The 18,996-nt window shown below is 72.8% G+C and carries 16 protein-coding genes, 1 tRNA gene and 1 pseudogene; 7 read left to right on the forward strand and 11 right to left on the reverse strand.

The window, feature by feature from the left end:
- Positions 1-329: 329 nt before the first annotated feature.
- Positions 330-1,100 carry a helix-turn-helix domain-containing protein gene (locus ACSNOD_RS02420; RefSeq protein ID WP_436765016.1) on the forward strand — a complete coding sequence of 257 codons (771 nt, stop codon included), beginning with the start codon at positions 330-332 and terminating at the stop codon, positions 1,098-1,100.
- Positions 1,097-1,570, forward strand: coding sequence for an NUDIX domain-containing protein (locus tag ACSNOD_RS02425; RefSeq protein ID WP_436765017.1), 474 nt, complete (start codon positions 1,097-1,099; stop codon positions 1,568-1,570). The genes ACSNOD_RS02420 and ACSNOD_RS02425 overlap by 4 nt, the downstream gene beginning before the upstream one ends.
- Here the strand turns inward: ACSNOD_RS02425 and ACSNOD_RS02430 are convergent.
- Together ACSNOD_RS02430 and ACSNOD_RS02435 are read right to left on the reverse strand one after the other, a co-directional pair.
- Positions 1,558-2,127, reverse strand: a complete 570-nt coding sequence (locus ACSNOD_RS02430) for an HD domain-containing protein (protein WP_436765018.1) — start codon at positions 2,125-2,127, stop codon at positions 1,558-1,560. The genes ACSNOD_RS02425 and ACSNOD_RS02430 overlap by 13 nt on opposite strands.
- 11 nt (positions 2,128-2,138) lie before the next feature.
- Positions 2,139-2,585, reverse strand: coding sequence for a GntR family transcriptional regulator (locus tag ACSNOD_RS02435; RefSeq protein ID WP_436765019.1), 447 nt, complete (start codon positions 2,583-2,585; stop codon positions 2,139-2,141).
- Between the two features lie 209 nt (positions 2,586-2,794).
- Here ACSNOD_RS02435 and ACSNOD_RS02440 point away from each other — a divergent pair.
- Positions 2,795-2,878, forward strand: a tRNA-Arg gene (locus ACSNOD_RS02440).
- Between the two features lie 11 nt (positions 2,879-2,889).
- Here ACSNOD_RS02440 and ACSNOD_RS02445 read toward each other — a convergent pair.
- The 7 genes from ACSNOD_RS02445 to ACSNOD_RS02475 all read right to left on the reverse strand — a co-directional run bounded on the left by ACSNOD_RS02445 (position 2,890) and on the right by ACSNOD_RS02475 (position 11,655).
- A complete protein-coding gene (locus tag ACSNOD_RS02445; RefSeq protein WP_436765020.1) occupies positions 2,890-4,221 on the reverse strand; it encodes an NAD(P)/FAD-dependent oxidoreductase in 1,332 nt (443 codons plus the stop codon).
- Between the two features lie 270 nt (positions 4,222-4,491).
- Entirely contained in the window at positions 4,492-5,649 is a 1,158-nt protein-coding gene (locus ACSNOD_RS02450; RefSeq protein WP_436765021.1) for an acyltransferase domain-containing protein, read from the reverse strand.
- Positions 5,650-5,788: 139 nt separating this feature from the next.
- Entirely contained in the window at positions 5,789-6,061 is a 273-nt protein-coding gene (locus ACSNOD_RS02455; RefSeq protein ID WP_436765022.1) for an acyl carrier protein, read from the reverse strand.
- Positions 6,062-6,254: 193 nt separating this feature from the next.
- Entirely contained in the window at positions 6,255-7,655 is a 1,401-nt protein-coding gene (locus ACSNOD_RS02460; RefSeq protein ID WP_436765023.1) for a ketosynthase chain-length factor, read from the reverse strand.
- Complete coding sequence (locus tag ACSNOD_RS02465; protein ID WP_436765024.1) at positions 7,652-8,932, reverse strand: beta-ketoacyl-[acyl-carrier-protein] synthase family protein; 1,281 nt, start codon at positions 8,930-8,932, stop codon at positions 7,652-7,654. The genes ACSNOD_RS02460 and ACSNOD_RS02465 overlap by 4 nt, the downstream gene beginning before the upstream one ends.
- 196 nt (positions 8,933-9,128) lie before the next feature.
- Positions 9,129-10,718, reverse strand: a complete 1,590-nt coding sequence (locus ACSNOD_RS02470; RefSeq protein ID WP_436765025.1) for an acyl-CoA carboxylase subunit beta — start codon at positions 10,716-10,718, stop codon at positions 9,129-9,131.
- A gap of 142 nt (positions 10,719-10,860) precedes the next feature.
- Complete coding sequence (locus tag ACSNOD_RS02475) at positions 10,861-11,655, reverse strand: AfsR/SARP family transcriptional regulator (RefSeq protein WP_436765026.1); 795 nt, start codon at positions 11,653-11,655, stop codon at positions 10,861-10,863.
- 250 nt (positions 11,656-11,905) lie between these two features.
- On the opposite strand from ACSNOD_RS02475, the gene ACSNOD_RS02480 reads away from it, so the two are divergent.
- The 4 genes from ACSNOD_RS02480 to ACSNOD_RS02495 all read left to right on the forward strand — a co-directional run bounded on the left by ACSNOD_RS02480 (position 11,906) and on the right by ACSNOD_RS02495 (position 16,902).
- The gene (locus ACSNOD_RS02480; RefSeq protein ID WP_436765027.1) at positions 11,906-12,280 is read left to right on the forward strand and encodes a hypothetical protein; all 375 of its coding nucleotides are present in this window, start codon (positions 11,906-11,908) and stop codon (positions 12,278-12,280) included.
- Entirely contained in the window at positions 12,277-14,844 is a 2,568-nt protein-coding gene (locus ACSNOD_RS02485) for a TOMM precursor leader peptide-binding protein (RefSeq protein ID WP_436765028.1), read from the forward strand. The genes ACSNOD_RS02480 and ACSNOD_RS02485 overlap by 4 nt, the downstream gene beginning before the upstream one ends.
- A 102-nt stretch (positions 14,845-14,946) precedes the next feature.
- Complete coding sequence (locus tag ACSNOD_RS02490; protein ID WP_436765029.1) at positions 14,947-16,236, forward strand: sensor histidine kinase; 1,290 nt, start codon at positions 14,947-14,949, stop codon at positions 16,234-16,236.
- A gap of 51 nt (positions 16,237-16,287) precedes the next feature.
- Complete coding sequence (locus ACSNOD_RS02495; RefSeq protein WP_436765030.1) at positions 16,288-16,902, forward strand: response regulator transcription factor; 615 nt, start codon at positions 16,288-16,290, stop codon at positions 16,900-16,902.
- 108 nt (positions 16,903-17,010) lie between these two features.
- On the opposite strand, the pseudogene ACSNOD_RS02500 reads toward ACSNOD_RS02495, so the two are convergent.
- A pseudogene (locus ACSNOD_RS02500) lies at positions 17,011-17,718 on the reverse strand (4'-phosphopantetheinyl transferase family protein); the annotation flags it as partial.
- A 1-nt stretch (position 17,719) separates the two neighbouring features.
- Positions 17,720-18,961: an acyltransferase domain-containing protein gene (locus ACSNOD_RS02505; RefSeq protein WP_436765031.1), complete on the reverse strand. Its 1,242-nt coding sequence runs from the start codon at positions 18,959-18,961 to the stop codon at positions 17,720-17,722.
- Positions 18,962-18,996: the final 35 nt, after the last annotated feature.

The raw sequence follows: 18,996 nt of genomic DNA on the forward strand, positions 1-18,996 counted from the left end.
CGCTCCCGTTTTCAGGCGCATGGAGACGTGACCTTTCGGTCTAAGCCATCCGGTTGCCAAGGGTGTCCGGTGCCCTCAGCCCCTCTCAGGGCCGCCTTTGTCGTGCGCGCACCGCCAAAGCGATGCATGTATTACATGCCTCTCACCGTGGCAGGTCCAGCCCGTCTCGTCAACCCTCGGGTTTTTGGATCTAGGCCCTGCCGCCATCGGCCAGCGACATGACCAGCTTGGCGTCGAAGGCCGGGACGTTGGACTCCGCGCATGTACGACTTGCGTCCGGCTCGCTACAGTCGAAGTCGTCCCAGGACGTCCCGGACAGGGAAGGTCGTATGGCGAACGAGCGGTTACGCGGGGCGATTGTGGAGAGTGGGCTCACGCTCGACCAGGTCGCGGAGCGCCTCGGGGTTTCTCCCAAGACCGTTGAGCGCTGGATCTCCGAGCCGAAGCGCAAGCCGTATCGGAGGTTTCAGTACGCCGCAGCATCGCTGTTACGGCACGAGGTCTCCTACCTCTGGCCGGAAGAGCGCACCGCCGAAGAGGTCACCGCCTCCAGCGACTCCGAGGTGCTGAAGGTCTATCCCCACCGCTCGGTCGTGCCACAAGAGGCTTGGACGCAGCTCTACTCCAGGGCTACCGAACACTTCGACGTGCTCGTGTACTCGGGCTTCTGGCTCACGGAGGACCCGCGGTTCCATCGACTCGTACGGGAGAAGTCAGCGGCCGGCGTACCTGTCCGCTTCATGATGGGCGACCCGAGCAGTGCTGCCGTCGCCGTCCGCGGGGACGACGAAGGCATCGGGACAGCCATGGCGGCAAAGATCCGCAATGCCTTACTGAATTACGCGCCGCTATTTCGCTTACCCAAGGTTGAGTTCCGCCTTCACAGAACCACGCTCTACAACTCCATCTACCGGGCGGATGAAGAGCTACTGGCCAACGGGCACGTCTATGGCGTCGGCGCCTACCTGGCGCCAGTGCTCCATCTTCAACGCGTTCCAGGAGGCGAGCTGTTCGACACCTACGCAGAGAGCGTGGAGCGCGTATGGGAAAGCGCCCGCACCATCACTTCGCCCACCGACTATGAAGGCAGCACATCATGAGCCGTACTGACTACTTCCGTGATCCGAACGCCCCGGCGGCCAATTCAGTCGTGCCGTCCGTCACGGCCATCGTCCGGAATGAACAGGGGCATCTCCTGCTTATCCACAAGACTGATAACGATCTGTGGGCCCTGCCGGGCGGTGGGCACGACGTCGGCGAGAGCATTGCAGAGACAGTCGTGCGCGAGGTCGAGGAGGAGACCGGCATCTCAGTGGTGGTCGAAGACGTTGTGGGTCTGTATACAGACCCACAACACGTTATGGCGTACGACGATGGCGAAGTTCGCCAACAGTTCTCCATCTGCTTCCACGCCCGGCCGGTCGCTGGCACTTTGCGCACCAGCTCCGAATCGAAGGAGGTCCGCTGGGTCCCCCCAGCGGACCTCGAAAAACTCGACATCCACCCGTCGATGCGGCTCCGCATCGCTCACGGCCTGGACGAGTCACGTACTGCGCCCTACATCGGTTGAGAGACTTCCCGATTCGCGTCGAGCCGTTCCTCGACCCGCCGCACGGCCGCGTGGATTTCGGGCGCGGCGCGCTGGATGAAGCGCCCCACGATCGTGTCGGGCCCGTACCGCCCGAGGATCTCCGACACCCGGGCTTCGGAGGATGTGCGGCCACCGTCGGGGGTCGTGGTCATGTCGCAGAAGAGCATCGCGTCCACCAGCTCCGGGCGCTCCAACTCGAACTCGGTCTCGAGGTCCCGGCGGAGCCCCCTCTCCTCGGCCTCCAAGAGGGCGCAGGAGTGATGGGCCACGAGGCGTACGACACGATCGTCCACGCCTTCCTGGTCACGGAGGAAGCGTGCGCCGTCGAGCGGGTGGAAGCCTGTGGTGGCGATCCGAGGCGAGTACCCGATGTCGTGGAGAACGGCGGCCGCCTCCATCACCGCGGCGTCCCTGCCCAGGATCGGCTCAAGGGAACGAGCCCGCTCAGCCACTCCGAGGGAGTGCGACCAGCGCCGCGGGAGCGGCTCGGACAGCAGCGATTCGGCGAGATCGTAGGCGCGCTCAGTGGGGCTCATGGCCACCAAGGCTACGAGGTGCTGCTGTCGTCAGGCAGGGCGCGAACCTGGCGCCGGCGGTTCGGTCCCATCACGATGAGCCCGCGGCCCTCCAACTGGGCGATCGCCGAGCGCACGGCGGTGCGGGAGACGTCGAACCGCTGGCAGAGCTCGTTCTCGGAGGGGAAGGTGTCACCCACGGCGACGCCATCGGACCGGAGGAGGTCCGTCACCTTGTCGACAAGCGGACGCCGGTCCCCGGTCCCTGCCACGTACCAGCCGGCCCCCTGCACCGACTCGATGACACCCTCAGTCTTGAGGACCTTGAGAGCCCGGCCGACCGTGGATCGCCCCACGCCGTACGTGTGCATCAGCTCCGCCTCGGAGGGCAACGCTTCGCTGATCTTGCCCTTCTCGATCTTCCGACGCAGGGACTCCGAGATCTGCAAGTACGTACCCCGCGGACTGACCTGCGGCACGCGACCTCCCGTTTTCATCCTCCTGGCGTCCGCGCCATCTCAACGGCGTGCTGACCAAACACCAGGACCACCTAGGAATGTTACTGGGTGGGGTCGCCCCGCGGGCGCGGGCAGCAGTGGACAGTTGCCGCATCGGAGGGCGCGGGCCGCAGCGGCTCCCGGGGAACTGGCGGAGAAGCTCGCCGTCCGCGAACCTCTCCGACCGAGAAGCCGCAGGTCAAACAGGTACCGCCACTACATACGCCAGGCGCCTTCTAAGCGCTTGGCCGCAGGTTCGAGTCCTGCCGGGGGCGCAAACCGGCCCTCACCTGCGAGAACGGGTGGGGGCTCGCTTCGTTTCGGCCACGCACACGCGGGATGCGCCAAGCGCCTCTCCGAAAAGGCGCCCGGGCGCGCGGGCCGCTGTCGCGGGCGCGGTCTCCGCCGGGCGGGAGAGGAGGCGGCGGGCGCGGATGTGGTCCGCGGGGCGGTTGACGGACTCGACCGCCACCAGCCGGTGGCCCCGGAAGCAGAGCACCGAGAAGCGGCCCGTGGCCGGGTCGCCCGTGACCGCCGCGCGGTCGTGGCCCGCGGACATGCCGACGATCTGCACCTTCACCGCGTACTGGTCCGTCCAGAACCACGGCACCGTCACATACGGCTCCGGGCGGCCGCAGATGCCCGCCGCCACGTAGCGGGCCTGGTCCATCGCGTTCTGGACCGACTCCAGCCGGATGTGGCCGCCCGCCTGGCGGCTGGGGAAGCGCGCGCAGTCCCCGATCGCGTGGATCGCCGGGTCGCTCGTCCGCAGATACTCGTCCACCAGGATGCCGTCCCCCACCGCCAGGCCCGCCGAGGCCGCCAGGGACGTGTCCGGCAGCACCCCCGTGCCGATCAGTACGAGATCGGCCGGAAGCCGTGTGCCGTCGGCCAGTTCGACGGCCCGAACCCGGCCGCGCGCGTCCCCCGCCAGCGCCGTCACCCGCCGGCCGACCAGCACCGTCACCCCGTTCCGCGCGTGCTCCGCGGTCAGATACGCGGACACCTCCCGCGACACCGACCGGGCCATCACCCGCTCCCTCGCCTCGACCACCGTCACCGCCACGCCCTGGACGCGGGCCGCCGCCGCGGTCTCCATCCCGAGGAGGCCGCCGCCGATCACCACCAGCCGGCGGCCCGGCGCCAGCCGGTGCCGCAGGGCCGCCGCGTCCGCGAAGCTGCGCAGCGGCTGGACGCCGTCGAGGGCCGCGCCCGGCACCGGCAGCGGGCGCGGGCGGGCGCCCAGCGCCAGCACCAGTCGGTCGTACGGCAGCCTGCGGCCCGACGCCAGCACGACCCGCCCCTCCGCGCGGTCGATCGCCACCGCCCGGTCCCCCACGTGGACATCGATGCCGTGGTCGCCGAAGTACGACTCCGGGCGCAGGGCGACGTCCCGGAACTCCCCCGGCCCGATGAGGAAGCTCTTCGACAGCGGCGGGCGCAGATACGGCAGCACCCCCTCGCCGGCGACGAGCGCGACGCGGCCCGTCCAGCCGCTCTCCCGGAGCGACGTGACGGCCTGGAAGCCGGCCTGGCCGCCGCCGACGACGACCACCTGTTCCTCGACGCCCCGGACCAGCCTCAGCTCCGGGCGGGCGGCACTGGACGCGGTGGGCACGGTGGGCACGGTGGGCGCCGCGGGCGAGGGCCGGAGGGGAAGTACGGCAGCCAGGGACACAAGGGGCCTCCTTCTTCGGCGACTTCGCGGCTTCGGCATCTTCGGCGTCTTCGGCGTCTTCAGCGTCTTCGGCTCACCACGTGCGGCCCCGGGGCTCGGGGGCAGGGGTACGGTCACCGGACCGGGACGGCGGTCGGAAACGGCGGTCCGGGGCACCGGTGGTCCGGGAAAGGCTTCGCGCTTGGGCGCCGGTGTGCCACGGGCATCTCCTCAGCGGCACCCGGCGCCCTCGCACCGTGACAATCCCCGCTGGTGCGGCGCCGGAGACCCGGTGGACCGCCCCGCGGCCCCCCGCTCCCGCTCCCGCCACAGCCCCGCCAGCGCCTCCGTGTCCAGGTCGTACCCCTCCGTCCACAGCCGCGCCGCCGCCGCGAGCGCCGCGTCGCGGTCCGCCCCGGGGCCCGCCGGTTTGGCCGGCAGCAGCGGTACGGCCGCGCTCGCCCCGAGCCGTACGGCCCGGTGGCGCCGCGCGAACGTGGTCAGCGTCTGCCGCGGGCCCGCCTCCACCAGCAGCATGTCGTCGACGGCCAGCAACTCCTCCAGCGCCGGGCCGAAGTACACCGTGTCGGTCAGCTGGCGCGCCCAGAACCGGGGGCTCAGGGCGTCGTCCGGGGTCATCAGCCGGCCGGTGTAGCCGGAGTACAGCGGCACGGTCGGCGGCCGCAGCCGCAGCCCCGCGCAGAACGGCTCCAGGGCCGCGGCGGCCGGGTCCATCGCCGGGCTGTGGAAGGGACTCGTGGCCGGCACGGGCACGGCGGTGACCCGGTCCTCGGCCAGCCGCGCCGCGACCCGCGCGAGCGGCTCCACCGAGCCGGCCAGCATGGTCTGCTGCCGGGAGTTGACGGCCGCGATCGCCACGTCCCCGGTGAGGTACGCGCGCAGCCGCTCCTCGCCCGCCGCCACGGCGAGCATGCCGCCGGCCGGCAGCCGTGCCACCTCGCGCACCCGCGCGCGCAGCATCGCCACGGCGTCGGAGAGGCTCATCACCCCGGCCAGGACGGCGCCGACGAGCTCCCCCGCGCTGTGCCCGAGGAGCGCGGTGGGCCGCACGCCCCAGCCGAGCACCATGCGGGCCAGGGCGTAGTCGACGGCGAACAGCATCGGCTGCCCGCGCCGTACGTCGTCCACGCCGATACGGGGCTCCGCGGCGAGCCAGTCGGCACGCAGTTCCGGGCCGTCCTCCCCCATGAGGTCCAGCACCGCGTCGAGCGCGGCGGTGAAGGCGGCGTCGCGGCCGTGGAGGCCCGCGGCCATGCGCGCGTGCTGGGAGCCCTGGCCGGGGAAGAGCAGCGCGACCGGGCGGGGCCGGGGGCGGAGCGTGACATGGAAACCCTCCTTCCGCGCCCGTGCACGGTGCTCGCCGCGCACGGGCGGCTGTGCGGCACGGACGGCTATGCGGCACGCGCGACACACGTGGCACGCATGGCACACGCACAAGAGAACGCGGTACGTCGCGGCCCCCCCTCCGGCGCGTCGCCGAGCCGGAGGGGCGGCCGCGGGGACCGGGTCAGGCGGGGGTGGCCTGCCCGGCGTTGATGAGCTCCAGCAGCGCCCGCGGGGTCTCCGCGTCGACGACGGCGTCGTCGGGAATCCGGACGCCGTACTCGCGCTGCACCTGCCCGATGACCTGCAGCAGGGCGAGCGAGTCGTAGCCGAGCTCGATGAAGGGGGTGTCGAGGACGTCGCCGTTCAGGTCGACGCCCTCCTCCTCGCCGGCGCTCTCCCGGAGCATCCGGGTGAGATCGGCCAGGGTCACCGTGGTGCTCGCGGTGGTGGACATGGGTGGAGTCCTCTCTGTGAATCCATGGGAACCGGCGCGACCGGCTCTGCCGGCCGTTCCGGTCGGACCGGTGTGCGTGGTTCCGACCGCCGTACGTGGTCCGACCGCGGTACGTGGTCCGACGGCCGTACGCGGTCCCGACCGCTGTACGTGTGCGTCGTGCGGGTCGGTCGTGGCCCCGCGGAGCATGTGATCAGCCGGCCCGGCGGACGACGAGCGCGGCGTTGAACCCGCCGTGGCCGCGGGCGAGGACCAGCGCGGTGCGCAGCTCCGCCTCCCTCGGGGCCCCGGTGACCAGGTCGACGGGATGGTCGGGCGCGGCCCGCGCCACATGGACGGTGGGCGGGATCACCCCGTCCCGCAGCGCCAGCAGCGCGGTCGCCACATCGAGCGCGGCGCCCCCGGCCAGCAGCCGCCCGGTCATGGTCTTGGGCGCGGTGACGGGCACGGCGTACGGGCCGAACAGGCCGGCGAGGGCAGCGGATTCCGCCCGGTCCGCCTCGGGGACGCCGGCCGCGTCGGCGAAGACGACGTCGATGTCCCCGGGGGCCAGCCCGGCGTCGGCGAGGGCGTTCTCGGCGGCCCGGCGCAACCGGCACGGCCGCCCCGTACGACCGCCCCCGCCGGACCCACCGTCCCCGGCCGAACCGGAACCCTCCACACCGGAACCCCCCGGACCGGAACCCTCCGCACCGGCGGCCCCGAAGCCCCCCGTACCGCGCCTCGCGTACGGCGGCGGCGGGTCCAGCGTCGCCCCGTAGCCGACGATCTCCCCGTAGGCCCGCCGCGCCCCGCGCCGGGCCGCCCCGTCCGCGTCCTCCAGGACGAACATCGCCCCGCCCTCGCCCGGCACATGACCGCACGCGTCGGCCGAGAACGGCAGATACGCCCGCTCGGGGTCGGTCGCGGTGCTCAGCAGCCCGGACGCGATCTGCGGCACCCAGCCCCAGGGGCACAGCGCCGCGTCGACCCCGCCGGAGACCACCAGCGGCACCCCGCGGCGGATGTGCCGGCGGGCCTGGCCGAGCGCGTCGATCCCGCCGGCCTGTTCGGTCAGCAGCACCCCGCTGGGCCCCCGCATCCGGTTCCGGATGGAGATCTGGCCGGTGTTGACGGCGTAGAACCAGGCGAAGGACTGGTAGGCGCTGACGTACTCCTTGCCCCTGCCCCACAGGTTCTCCAGCTCGCGCTGACCGAACTCGACCGCCCCGCCGGAGGCCGCCGTCACCACGCCCATGCCGTACTCCGGCAGGGCGTCCGGGTCCACCCCGGCGTCCCGCAGGGCCCAGTCGGAGGCGGTGATGGCCAGCCGGGTCATGTGGTCGGTCTGCGGCATCAGCCGGCTGGGGATGTGCTCCTCGGCGCGGTAGCCGGAGATCTCGCCGGCGATCGTGGCGGGGTACTGGGCGGGGTCGAAGCGGGTGATCCGGCCCAGGCCCGACCGGCCGGCGAGGGTGGCCCGCCAGTACTCCTCGGTGCCCAGGCCGTTGGGCGCGACCACGCCGATGCCGGTGACCGCGATCCGGGTGCGGCCGGGCGCGGGCTCGGGCGCGGACGAGGACCGCGCTCCGGACGGTGCGAGTGCCGTGCTCATGTGCCGCTCCTCTCCGGCCGGGCCAGCACCATCGCGCTCTGGAAGCCGCCGAAGCCGCTGCCGACGCTGAGCACGGCGTCGGCGCGCCGCTCCCGCGCGGTCAGCGGGATGTAGTCGAGATCCAGTTCGGGGTCGGGCTCGTGGAGGTTGGCGGTGGGCGGCAGCACCCCGTGCTCCATGGCGAGCGCGCAGGCCGCGATCTCCAGGGCCCCGATGGCCCCCAGGGAGTGCCCGATCATGGACTTGATGGAGCTGACCGGGGTCGCGTACGCGTGGGCGCCCAGGCTGCGCTTGAACGCGCCCGTCTCGTGGCGGTCGTTCATCTTGGTTCCCGAGCCGTGGGCGTTGATGTAGTCGAGGGCCTCGGGCGCCAGGCGGGCCTCGGCCAGCGCGGTGTCGATGGCCTCCGCCATCTCCCGGCCGTCCGGCTTGAGCCCGGTCATGTGGTGGGCGTTGCAGCGGGAGGCGAACCCGGCGATCTCCGCGTAGATGTGCGCCCCCCGCGCGCGGGCGGCGCCCAGCTCCTCCAGGATCAGGATCGCGGCGCCCTCGCCGAGGACCAGGCCGCTGCGGGTCCGGTCGAAGGGGCGGCAGGCCGACTCGGGGGAGTCGTTGCGCGGGGTGGTGGCGAGGATGGCGTCGAAGCAGGCCGCGGTGATGGGCGAGATCGGGGCCTCGGTGGCACCGGCGACCATGATGTCCGCGGTGCCCTCGCGGATCAGTTCGACGGCGTGCCCGAGGGCGTCCAGGCCGGAGGTGCAGCCGGTGGAGACCACGGCCGCCGGGCCCTCCGCGCCGGCCGCCCAGCCCACCTCGGCCGCCATGGAGCTGGGGACGAAGTGCCGGTAGAGCTCGGGGACGGCGTACTCGTGGTCGACCTGCCAGGCGCGCCCGCCGTCGCTGACGACCACGTACTCGCGCTCCAGGCTGGTGGTGCAGCCCACGGCGGTGCCCAGGCTGGTGCCGATCCGGCCGGGGTCCGGGGCGGCGGAGTCCGCGGCGGCGGGGTCCAGGCCGCTGTCGGCGAGCGCCTCGCGGGTGGCGACGACGGCGAACTGGGCGGCCCGGTCCAGCCGGCGGATCTCCTGGGGGCTCAATCCGGCCGCACGAGGGTCGAAGTCGCACTCGGCGGCCACCCGGGAGCGGAACGGGGACGCGTCGAACAGGGAGATGGTGCGGGTGGCGGTGCGCCCGGCGGTGAGCAGTGCCCAGTACTCCTTGACGCCGATGCCGCCCGGGGCGACGACACCCAGACCGGTGATGGCAACTCTACGCATCGCCGCTACCTCGCCTTCGACGGGGCCGGGAGCCGGTGCCGGCCCGCTTCCCCTGCGGACGGAACTGTGCGGGTCACTGTCGTCCCTCTCTGTGGGCCGCTCCTTGATCTGTCATGGTTCGGCCGCCTCCTCGACAGCGGCTCGCGCGGTCGTGGACCGGCGCCCACCCGGCCGGACCGGGGGCCCGCGCCGGCCGTCACAGCGGGACGTTGCCGTGCTTACGGGCCGGGATGTCGGCGTGCTTGCCGCGCAGCACGGCCAGCGAGCGGATGAGGACCTGACGTGTTTCACCGGGGTCGATGACGTCGTCGACGAGCCCGCGCTCGGCCGCGTAGTACGGGTGCATCAGCTCGTCCCGGTACTGGCCGACCAGCCGGGCCCGGGTGGCCTCGGGGTCGTCGGAGGCGGCGATCTCCCGCCGGAAGACGACATTGGCCGCGCCCTCGGCGCCCATCACCGCGATCTCGTTGGTGGGCCAGGCGTAGGAGAGGTCGGCGCCGATGGAGCGGGAGTCCATGACGATGTAGGCGCCGCCGTAGGCCTTGCGGAGGATCACCTGGACGCGGGGCACGGTGGCGTTGCAGTAGGCGTACAGCAGCTTGGCGCCGTGCCGGATGATGCCGCCGTGCTCCTGGTCGACGCCGGGCAGGAAGCCGGGCACGTCCACCAGGGTGACCAGGGGGATGTTGAAGCTGTCGCAGGTGGAGACGAAGCGGGCGGCCTTCTCGGAGGCGTGGATGTCCAGCACCCCGGCGAGCACCGCCGGCTGGTTGGCCACCAGGCCCACCACCTGCCCGTCGAGCCGGGCCAGCGCGCACACCACGTTGCGCGCCCAGGCCTCGTGCACCTCCAGGTACTCGCCGTCGTCGACGAGCTCCTCGATCACGGCGCGGATGTCGTAACCGCGCCCGGGATCGGCGGGGACGAGGTCGGTGAGGCGGTCGGTGCGCCGGTCCGGCCGGTCGCCGCCGCGCTGCGCGGGGGGCAGCTCGCGGTTGTTGGGCGGCAGCAGGGACAGCAGATAGCGGACGTCCTCCAGGCACTCGGCCTCGTCGTCGTAGGCGAAGCCCGCCACCCCGGAGGTGGCGGCGTGCACATCGGCGCCGCCGAGGCCGTCGTGGGTGACCCGCTCGCCGGTCACCGCCTGGACCACGTCGGGGCCGGTGATGAACATCTGGGCGGTGCCGCGGACCATGAACACGAAGTCGGTGAGGGCCGGGGAGTACGCGGCCCCGCCGGCGCAGGGCCCCAGCATCACGCTGATCTGCGGGATCACTCCGGAGAAGGCGGCGTTGCGGCGGAAGATCCCGCCGTATCCGGCGAGGGCGGTGACGCCTTCCTGGATGCGGGCGCCGGCACCGTCGTTGAGGGAGACCAGCGGCGCCCCCGCGGACGCGGCCATGTCCATCACCTTGTGCACCTTCGCGGCGTGGGCCTCGCCCAGGGCGCCGGCGAAGACCCGGAAGTCGTGGGCGTAGGCGAAGACCGTGCGGCCGTGGACCGTTCCCCAGCCGGTCACGACGCCGTCGCCGTGCGGCTTGCGGTCCTCGAGCCCGAAGCCGCTGGCCCGATGGCGACGCAGCGGCTCGATCTCGGTGAAGGTCCCCTCGTCGAAGAGGACGTCCATGCGTTCACGGGCGGTCAGCTTGCCCCTGGCGTGCTGGCGCCGGGTGGCGTCGGGGTCGGGGCCTCGGCCGACCTCCTCCTTGAGCCGGCGGAGCTCCGCGGTCGCCCGCCGCAGATCCGGCTCCGCCGATGTCGTGGCGCGGTCGTCGAGAATCGTCATCGGCCGAACGTAGGAACGGCCCCTCGAACTCCGGTGGAGCGGTCCGGAACGCCGGTGGAGCGATCCGGAACGGTCCCGGCCGCCCCGGGTGCTCCGAGTGCCCCGGGTGCTTCGGCCGCCCCGGGTGCTCCCGGTGCTCCGGTCAGCGGACCACCGGGGCAGTGACGTCGAGCGCCGGGTCGCCGTTGAGCACGGCCTGGTGGAGCCGCTGGAGCTTGGGCGAGGGTTCCAGGCCGAGCTCCTCGATGAGCGTGCTGCGCAGCCGCTGGTAGGCCTGGAGGGCCCGCCAGGCGTTGCCGGAGCGGTGCAGCGCCGTCATCAGCTGGGCGCAGAAGTTCTCGTGCATCGGGTGGCGGGCGACCAGCACCCGCAGCTCGGGCACGATCTCGGTGTGCCGGCCCAGCCGCAGGTCGGCGTCGATCCGCCGCTCCAGGCAGGCCATCCGGTCCTCGTCCAGCCGCAGCACTTCGAGCTCCACCACGCTGCCGACCTTCACGTCCACGAGCGCCGGCCCCTGCCACATGCCGAGGGCCTTGCCCAGCAGTTCGGACGCGGCGCGGTCGTCGCCCGCGTCGTACGCGGCCCGGCCGGACGCGGCGAGCTGCTCGAACTCCTGTACGTCGATCTGGCCCGGCTGCACCTGCAGGAGGTACCCGCCGTGCTGGGTGACCAGCACGTCCTTGGCCTGGCGGACGGGATCTCCGTCCAGGGCCGCGGCTATCTTGCGGCGGAGCTGGAGAATGTACGTCTGGAGGGTGGTCGCGGCGCTGCGCGGCACGTCCTCTCCCCAGATCTCCTCCATCAGCGTCGGGACGGTCACGACATGGTCGGCCTGCAGGGCGAGCAGGGCGAGGATCTGCCGTGGCTTGGCGGCGCTCGGCACCACTGACACACCACGCTCATGGGCTGTCAGCGGACCCAGAACCTTGATCTCCATGATTGCTCTCCCCTTTCGAGCCGTACCCCCCGGTCATCGAACCGGCGGTTCTTCTCGGAGCATTCATGGAGCTTGGCACTGTCCCGGTGGAGCGCACAGTGAGCGGCTCATGAGCGTAATCATGAAAATGTCATGTCGCGATAGTGAGTGCGGCACTGTCCCCCCGGGCTCGCCCCAACGGAGAATCCCGGTATCGGGACGTCGAACGCACACTCGTCCGGCAGACAACTGGGGGAATCACATGGGCACCATGGCGACCAGAACGGCGACCACCGGCGTGGACGGCACCGCCCAGGAGGAGCACCGCTTCGCGGAGCTGGCGGCCCGCACGGGTCTCGAACCCGAGCTGGCCCAGCGCTACGCCGATGATCCCGTCGGGGTGCTGGCCGAATTCGGCCTGCCGGCGGCCGAATCGGCCTATCACGGCGGCTCCGCCATGGAGGACCACGTCGCGATCCTGGCCGAGTTCGGCCTGTCCGCCGCCGAGCCGCTGTTCATGGGCGCCGGGGTCGTCATCGAGGAGCTCGACGACCGGCTGGCCGCCGAGCGGGCCTGCCCCTGCATGGGCACCCGGCACACGTCGTCGGCCGAGTACGAGATGCCCGCGGAGACGGCCGCCCGATGACGGGGACGGAGCCGCTGGCCGGTGAGGCGGTGGTCGGCTTCAAGCGTCATCTGCGGGCCGAGGCCGTCCCGGGGGAGGCCGTCTACCTGCTGTCCGTCGGGGGCGTGACGGCGCTGCACGGCCCGCACATCGAGGCGCTCGCGCCGCTGCTCGACGGCACCCGCACCCTGTCCAGGGTGCTGAGCGAGGCCGCGTCCTCGGTGCCGCCGGCGGCGGCGGGCCGGGTCGTCGGCCGGCTCGCCCAGGCCAATCTGATCAGCTACCGGGACCCGGCCCCGGGGCGCCCCGCGGCCGCCGAGGAGCAGGCGTACTGGGACTTCGCCGGCCTCGACAGCGCCGCCGCGACCCGGCGGCTCGCCCGCACCTCGGTGGAGGTGCGGGCGGTCGGCCGCGCGGACCGGGACGCGGCCGTGGCGGCCTGTCTGGCCGCCGGGCTCACCGTGGTCGGCGAGGACCCGGCCGCCAAGGCCGACGACGACGGACCGCCCGCCTCCCCGACCAGGGGCGGGCCTCCGGCCGGCGTCGGCACACCGGGGCCACCGGGCCCGGGCGGCGGCCGACCCGGCGCCCTCGGCACCGGCACCACCGGCGTGGCCCTCGGCCGCGCCGGTGGTGCCGCGCGAGGGGCGGGTTCCCTCGCCGGGCCCGCGCCGGGCCCGGGCACCACGGCCGGGGCCACCCCGCTGGGCGCCCTCGGCGCGGCGGCGGCCGGCACCGGCGCCCCCGGTGCCGCGGCGGCCGACGAGCCGGGCCTGCTGCTGGTGGTCTGCGACGACTACCTGGACCCGGAGCTGCGGGAGATCGACGCCCGGCAGCGCGCGGCCGGGCGCCCCTGGCTGCTGGCCAAGCCCCATGGGCCGCAGACCTGGGTGGGGCCGGTGTTCGACCCCGGGGAGGGGCCCTGCTGGTCGTGTCTCGCACACCGGCTCCTCGGCCACCGAGTGGCCGAGGAGCCGGTCCGCCGCGCGCTGGGCTCGCCGGGGCCGCTGCCGATCCCCGAGACCTCGCTGGCCGTGGGGCGCGCCTTCGGCCTCCAGGCCGCGGTGCTGGAGGCCGTCAAGTGGCTGGCGGGGGTGCGCAACGACACCCAGGGCGCCGTGTGCGTCCTGGACACGCTCACCCTGGGCACCGAGCTCCACCCGGTGGTGCGCCGCCCGCAGTGCGCCGCCTGCGGGGACCCCGGGCTGGTCGCCGAGCGGGCCTGGCGCCCGTTCCGGGTCGTGCCGCGCGCCAAGGCGCCCAACGACAGCGCCAACGACCGGGCGCTGCCGGCCGCCGAGACGCTCGCGCGCTACCGCCATCTGGTGAGCGGGGTGACCGGGGCGGTCACCGACCTCCAGCGCGACCCGAACGCGGTGGAGGGCATCAACAGCTATGTGTCCGGGCGCAATCTGGCCATGGGCGGCAACACCCTGGCGGAGGTGCGCAGCGGGCTGCGGCAGTTGAGCGGGGGCAAGGGCACCACCCCGCTGGAGGCGGAGGTGGGGGCGCTCTGCGAGGCGCTGGAACGGTACTCCGGGACGCGCCAGGGCGACGAGGCCACGGTGCGCGACACCCTGGTGGGGCTGGGCGAGCAGGCCCTGCACCCCAACGCCGTCCAGCTCTTCCACGAGCGGCAGTTCGCCGACCGGGCGCGGTGGAACGCCTCGCACACCGCGCTGCACCGGGTGTGCGACCCCTTCGACCCGCGCCGGCCGGTCGACTGGACCCCGGTGTGGTCGCTGACCCGGCAGCGGCACCGGCTGCTGCCCACCTCGATGCTCTACTACAGCGATCAGCCGCCGGCGGGCCTGCCCTGGGCCGACTCCAACGGCAACGCCGCCGGCAGCAGCCCGGAGGACGCCCTGCTCCAGGGGTTCTTCGAACTGGTGGAGCGGGACGCGGTGGCGCTGTGGTGGTACAACCGGCTGCGCCTGCCGCTGGTGGACCTGGACGCGTTCGACGAGCCCTGGCTCGCCCGGCTGCGGGACGTCTACGGCGGGCTGGAGCGGGAGTTGTGGGTGCTCGACCTCACGTCGGACCTCGGGGTGCCGGTGATGGCCGCGCTCTCCCGGCGGACCGACAAGCCGGCCGAGGACATCGCCTTCGGCTTCGGCGCGCACTTCGATCCCCGGCTGGCGCTGCGCCGCGCGGTGACGGAGATGGGCCAGCTGCTGTCGCCGGTCGCCCGCGCGGCCGCCGACGGAACCGGATACTCCACTCAGGACCCCGAGCTGCTGTCCTGGTGGACCACGGCCACGGTCGCCAATCAGCCATACCTCCTGCCCGATTCGGCCGAATCCGCCAGAGGCCCGGCCCACTACGCCCATGAGCCCCGTGCGGATCTGCACCGGGACGTCGAAGCGGCCGGCGCCCTGGTGCGCGCGCACGGGATGGAGCTCCTCGTACTGGACCAGACCCGACCCGATGTGGGATTGCCCGTGGTCAAGGTGATCGTGCCGGGTCTGCGGCACTTCTGGGCCCGTTTCGGCCCCGGACGGCTGTTCGACGTGCCCGTCCGGCTCGGCCATCGATCGAGCCCGATCCCGTACGATGACCTCAATCCGATCCCCATGTTCGCGTAGGCCGGAGTCGCCCCGCCCGGCGGACAAACCGGCTCCTCCACAGGCCGATTGCGCATATATTCAGCTGAGCTTCGGCCTGTGGCCCCGGTGAGGAGACGTGCGATGGTAGGACGTATCCGGAAGTCGGAAGTCAACTTCCCGCCCTTACCGGCGGTCCGGGACGGTTCCGTCTGGCGTGGGGCCCGGTCGCGGTTCGGCGCGCTCTTCGCCGGGGCGGAGACCGCCCCCCGGCTCCAGGACCGGGAGATCCCGGCGCCGCGCTACGCCCGGGCCACCGTCATCACGGTGCTGTGCGGGTACACCGGCATCCTCATCCTCAACGTGCTCTGGGAGAACCCCACCCCGGGCAAGCTCGTCCTGTTCGTCCTGTGCGTTCTGGTCACCTTCAGCGTGCAGCTCCTGCACACCTCGCCCAAGGCCCGCACCTGGCCGCCGCGCCGCAAGGCGGTCTCGCTCAGCATCCAGGCGGTGCTCACCTTCCTGCCCCTCCTCTGGTTCGACGTCTTCTGGGGCAGCATGTGCGGCATCCTCGCCGGCGCCTTCCTGCTCCTGGTGCCGAGGCCCTGGGCCTGGGTGCTCTACGGCACGGCCATCATCAGCATCATGCTCGCGACCGTGGCGCTCGGGCGGCCGCTGATCAGCGTGCTCTACGTGCCGGCCTCCTCCGCGCTGACCGGCCTGCTCATCTTCGGGGTGACCCGGCTGGCCGAGCTGGTCGCCGAGGTCCACGCCTCCCGGGCGGAGCTGGCCCGGATGGCGGTGGCCCAGGAGCGGCTGCGCTTCTCCCGCGATCTGCACGACCTCCTCGGCTACAGCCTCTCCACGATCACTCTCAAGAGCGAGCTGATCTACCGGCTGGTGCCGGCGCGCCCCGACCGGGCGCGCGAGGAGATCGCCTCGGTGCTCCAGGTGTCCCGCCAGGCGCTGTCGGACGTCCGGCTGGTGGCCAGCGGCTATCGCGACATGTCGCTGGAGGCCGAGGCCCGGTCGGCCGCGTCCATCCTGAGCACCGCCGACGTCCGCGCGACCGTGGACGTCTCCTGCGGCCGGCTCCACCCGGTGGTGGACACCGTACTCGCCACCGTTCTGCGCGAGGGAATCACCAACATCCTCCGCCACAGCAAGGTGCAAGTCTGTACTATTGCCGCGGCTCTTGAAGGAGAAACCGTGCGTCTCACCCTCGTCAACGACGGGGTGGAACACGGCTCACCACCATCCCCCCACAGTGGCAGCGGCATCGGCAATCTCCACACCCGGCTCACCGCCATAGGGGGCCGGGTGCACGCAGGAGTGAAGGAGGACGGCCTGTTCCATCTGGTCGCCGAGGCACCTGCCAAGCCCGTTGTCGTACCGTCGCCCTCGGACGAGCCCGTCGCGCGACCCGCGGCGTGATCGTCCACGCTCCGAGCGAGACACAGGGCACCACTGTGGTCGGGGGAACCGATGCTGTCCGTGAAGATACTGCTCGCCGAAGACGTCCACATGATCCGGGGGGCGCTGATAGCGCTCCTCCAGCTCGAACCGGACCTTCGGGTGGTCGCCTCCGTCGACCGCGGTGACGCCATCGTCAAGACCGCCCTGGAGGCCCGGCCCGATGTCGCCATCATCGACATCGACCTGCCCGGCATCGACGGGCTCACCGCGGCCTCCGAGCTCCATGAGCAACTGCCCACCTGCCGCACGCTGATCCTCACCAGCCTCGGCCGGCCGGGCACCCTGCGCCGTGCGCTGGCCGCCCATGTCACGGGCTTCTTACTGAAGGACGCGCCCCCCGACCAACTCGCCCAGGCGGTGCGCTCAGTCGCCGCGGGACAGCGCGTCATCGACCCGCAACTCGCCCTCTCCGCCTGGGACTCGCCGGAGAACCCGCTCTCCCGCCGGGAGCTGGAGGTGCTCCGGCTCGCCGCCCAGGGGGCGGACGCCGCGGAGATCGCCGGCTGCCTCTACCTCTCCAAGGGCACGGTCCGGAACTATCTGACGGCCATCGTCACCAAGCTCAACGCGCGGAACCGGATCGATGCCATCCGGATCGCCGAGGAAGCCGGCTGGATTCCCTGACCCGCCGAGCAGCGCGTCCAGCAGGCCCTCGTCCAGCGCCGTGCGCACCGACAGATCGACGGTCCGGCCGAAACCGGTGTCGCAGACCGCCGCGCTCACCACGTACCGCCCGGCCACGTCCACCGTGGTGAACGCCCAGTCGCCGCCGACCGGCGTGCCGTCCGGCCGGATCAGCCGCGCGCCCGGCCCGTCCTCCAGGGCGAAGCCGAACTCGGTGAACCGGAACCGCAGCCCCTGGCCGAGCGCCTTGCTGTACGCCTCCTTGAGCGTCCACAGCCGCAGCAGGGTGTCGTTGCGCTCCCTGCCGCGCAGCGGACCCAGCATCCGGGCCTCGTAGTCGGTGCAGGTCTGCGACTCCGAGCCGGTGCCGGCCAGCCTGCGGTCGGCGCGCTCGACGTCCACCCCGATCCGGCCGACCCGGGTCACCCCGACGACGATGACCTCCTCGGTGTGGCTGAGGCTCACGTCGATCTGGTCGCAGCCGCGCAGATAGGGCCGGCCGCCGGGCCGGTAGGCCAGGTCCACCAGGTCCGGCGAGGTCTCCATGACCACCGCCGCGACATGGCGCAGCAGCAGCCGGGAGGCGACGAAGCGCTCGCGCATCCGGGGCATGGTCAGGCTCTCGTACCGGGGCCAGTCCCGGCCCAGCAGCCGCCGCAGCCGGTCCGAGTCCGGGGCGTGGGACAGCCAGGCCGGGGACCTGCCGTACACCAGCACCGTGCCCGTCTCGGCCAGGTCGCGCAGGACCGGCTCCCAGGGCCCGTGCGGCCCGTGGAGCAGCCTCGGCCGGCCGATCCGTACCGCCGCGGCCGTCATGTCAGGTCCTCGCGAAGGAGTCGGCGAGCGGCCAGGCGTCCAGGGTGGAGAGCACGCCCGCCAGATCGACGGCGTTGGTCTCCGGGCCCCGGCACACGGCCAGGCACGAGGGGCCGAAGGTGCCGCCCATGCGGCGCAGGAACGGCGTCAGCACGGCCCGCGGCCCGACCTCCACCACATGGGTGGGCGTCTGCTGGTCCAGCAGGGCGCGCGCCGCGTCGGCGAACCGTACGGGCGCGGTGATGTGCTCCGTCCAGTACGGGGCGTACAGCGGCTCGGTGGTCATCCTGCCGTGCACGGTGGAGTAGAACGGCAGCCGGGCCGCTCCCCCGGGCAGCCGCCGGGCCACCACCTGGAACTTGGAGAGCATCGGCTCCATCAGCGGCGAGTGGAAGGCGTGGGTGACCTTCAGCGGCAGACAGGCGATGCCGCGGGCCTCCAGCCGCTCCTGGATGCGCTCCAGGCCCTTGAGGTCCCCGGAGAGGACGGTGGCCTTGGCCGCGTTGATGGCGCCGATGTCCACGCCCGGCTCGGCCGCGGCCAGCTCGGCCGCCTCGTAGGGCGCGGCGCAGGTGGCCATCATGCCGCCGCCGGAGGGCAGGTACTGCATGAAGGCGCCGCGCACCGCGACCAGCTTGGCGGCGTCCGCCAGGGAGAGCGCGCCGGCGACGGTGGCGGCCGCGAACTCGCCGATGCCGTGGCCCAGCACGGCCACCGGCTGGATGCCGGCCTCCTCCAGGGTGCGGGCGAGCGCGTACTCCACCGCGAACAGCGCGGGCTGGGCGAAGGCGGTCTGGTGCACCCGGACGTCGTTGCTGAGGATCAGGTCGACGATCGACAGCCCGGTGTACGGCAGCAGGGCGTCCGCGGCCTCGTCCAGGAAGGTGCGGTAGCCGGTGGAGTGCAGATACAGGCCCGAGGTCATCCCCGGGTGCTGGCAGCCCTGCCCGGTGAAGACGAACGCCGCCCGCACGGTGTTGCCGCAGCCGGGCCGGGTGTCGCGCTGCGCCAGGTGGGCGGCGAGCCGGCGCACCGTGGGGTACGCCCATATGTCGGTGGGCTCGATCAGCGGCCCGAAGTCCTCCTCGATGTCCCCGTACAGGCTGAGGGCGGCGACCGAGTCCAGCCCGTACTCGGCGAACGGCACGTCCTCGGCGACCCTGCGGCCCAGATAGCTGCCCAGCCGCTCCACCAGCCAGTCGGCGTACGCCAGTTCGTGCGGGCCGCGCTTGTGTGCTGACATGACTCGCTCCTTCTTACGTCGTGGCTCGGCTCGCC

The organism is Streptomyces sp. URMC 123 (genome assembly GCF_051386515.1).
Taxonomy (GTDB): domain Bacteria; phylum Actinomycetota; class Actinomycetes; order Streptomycetales; family Streptomycetaceae; genus Streptomyces.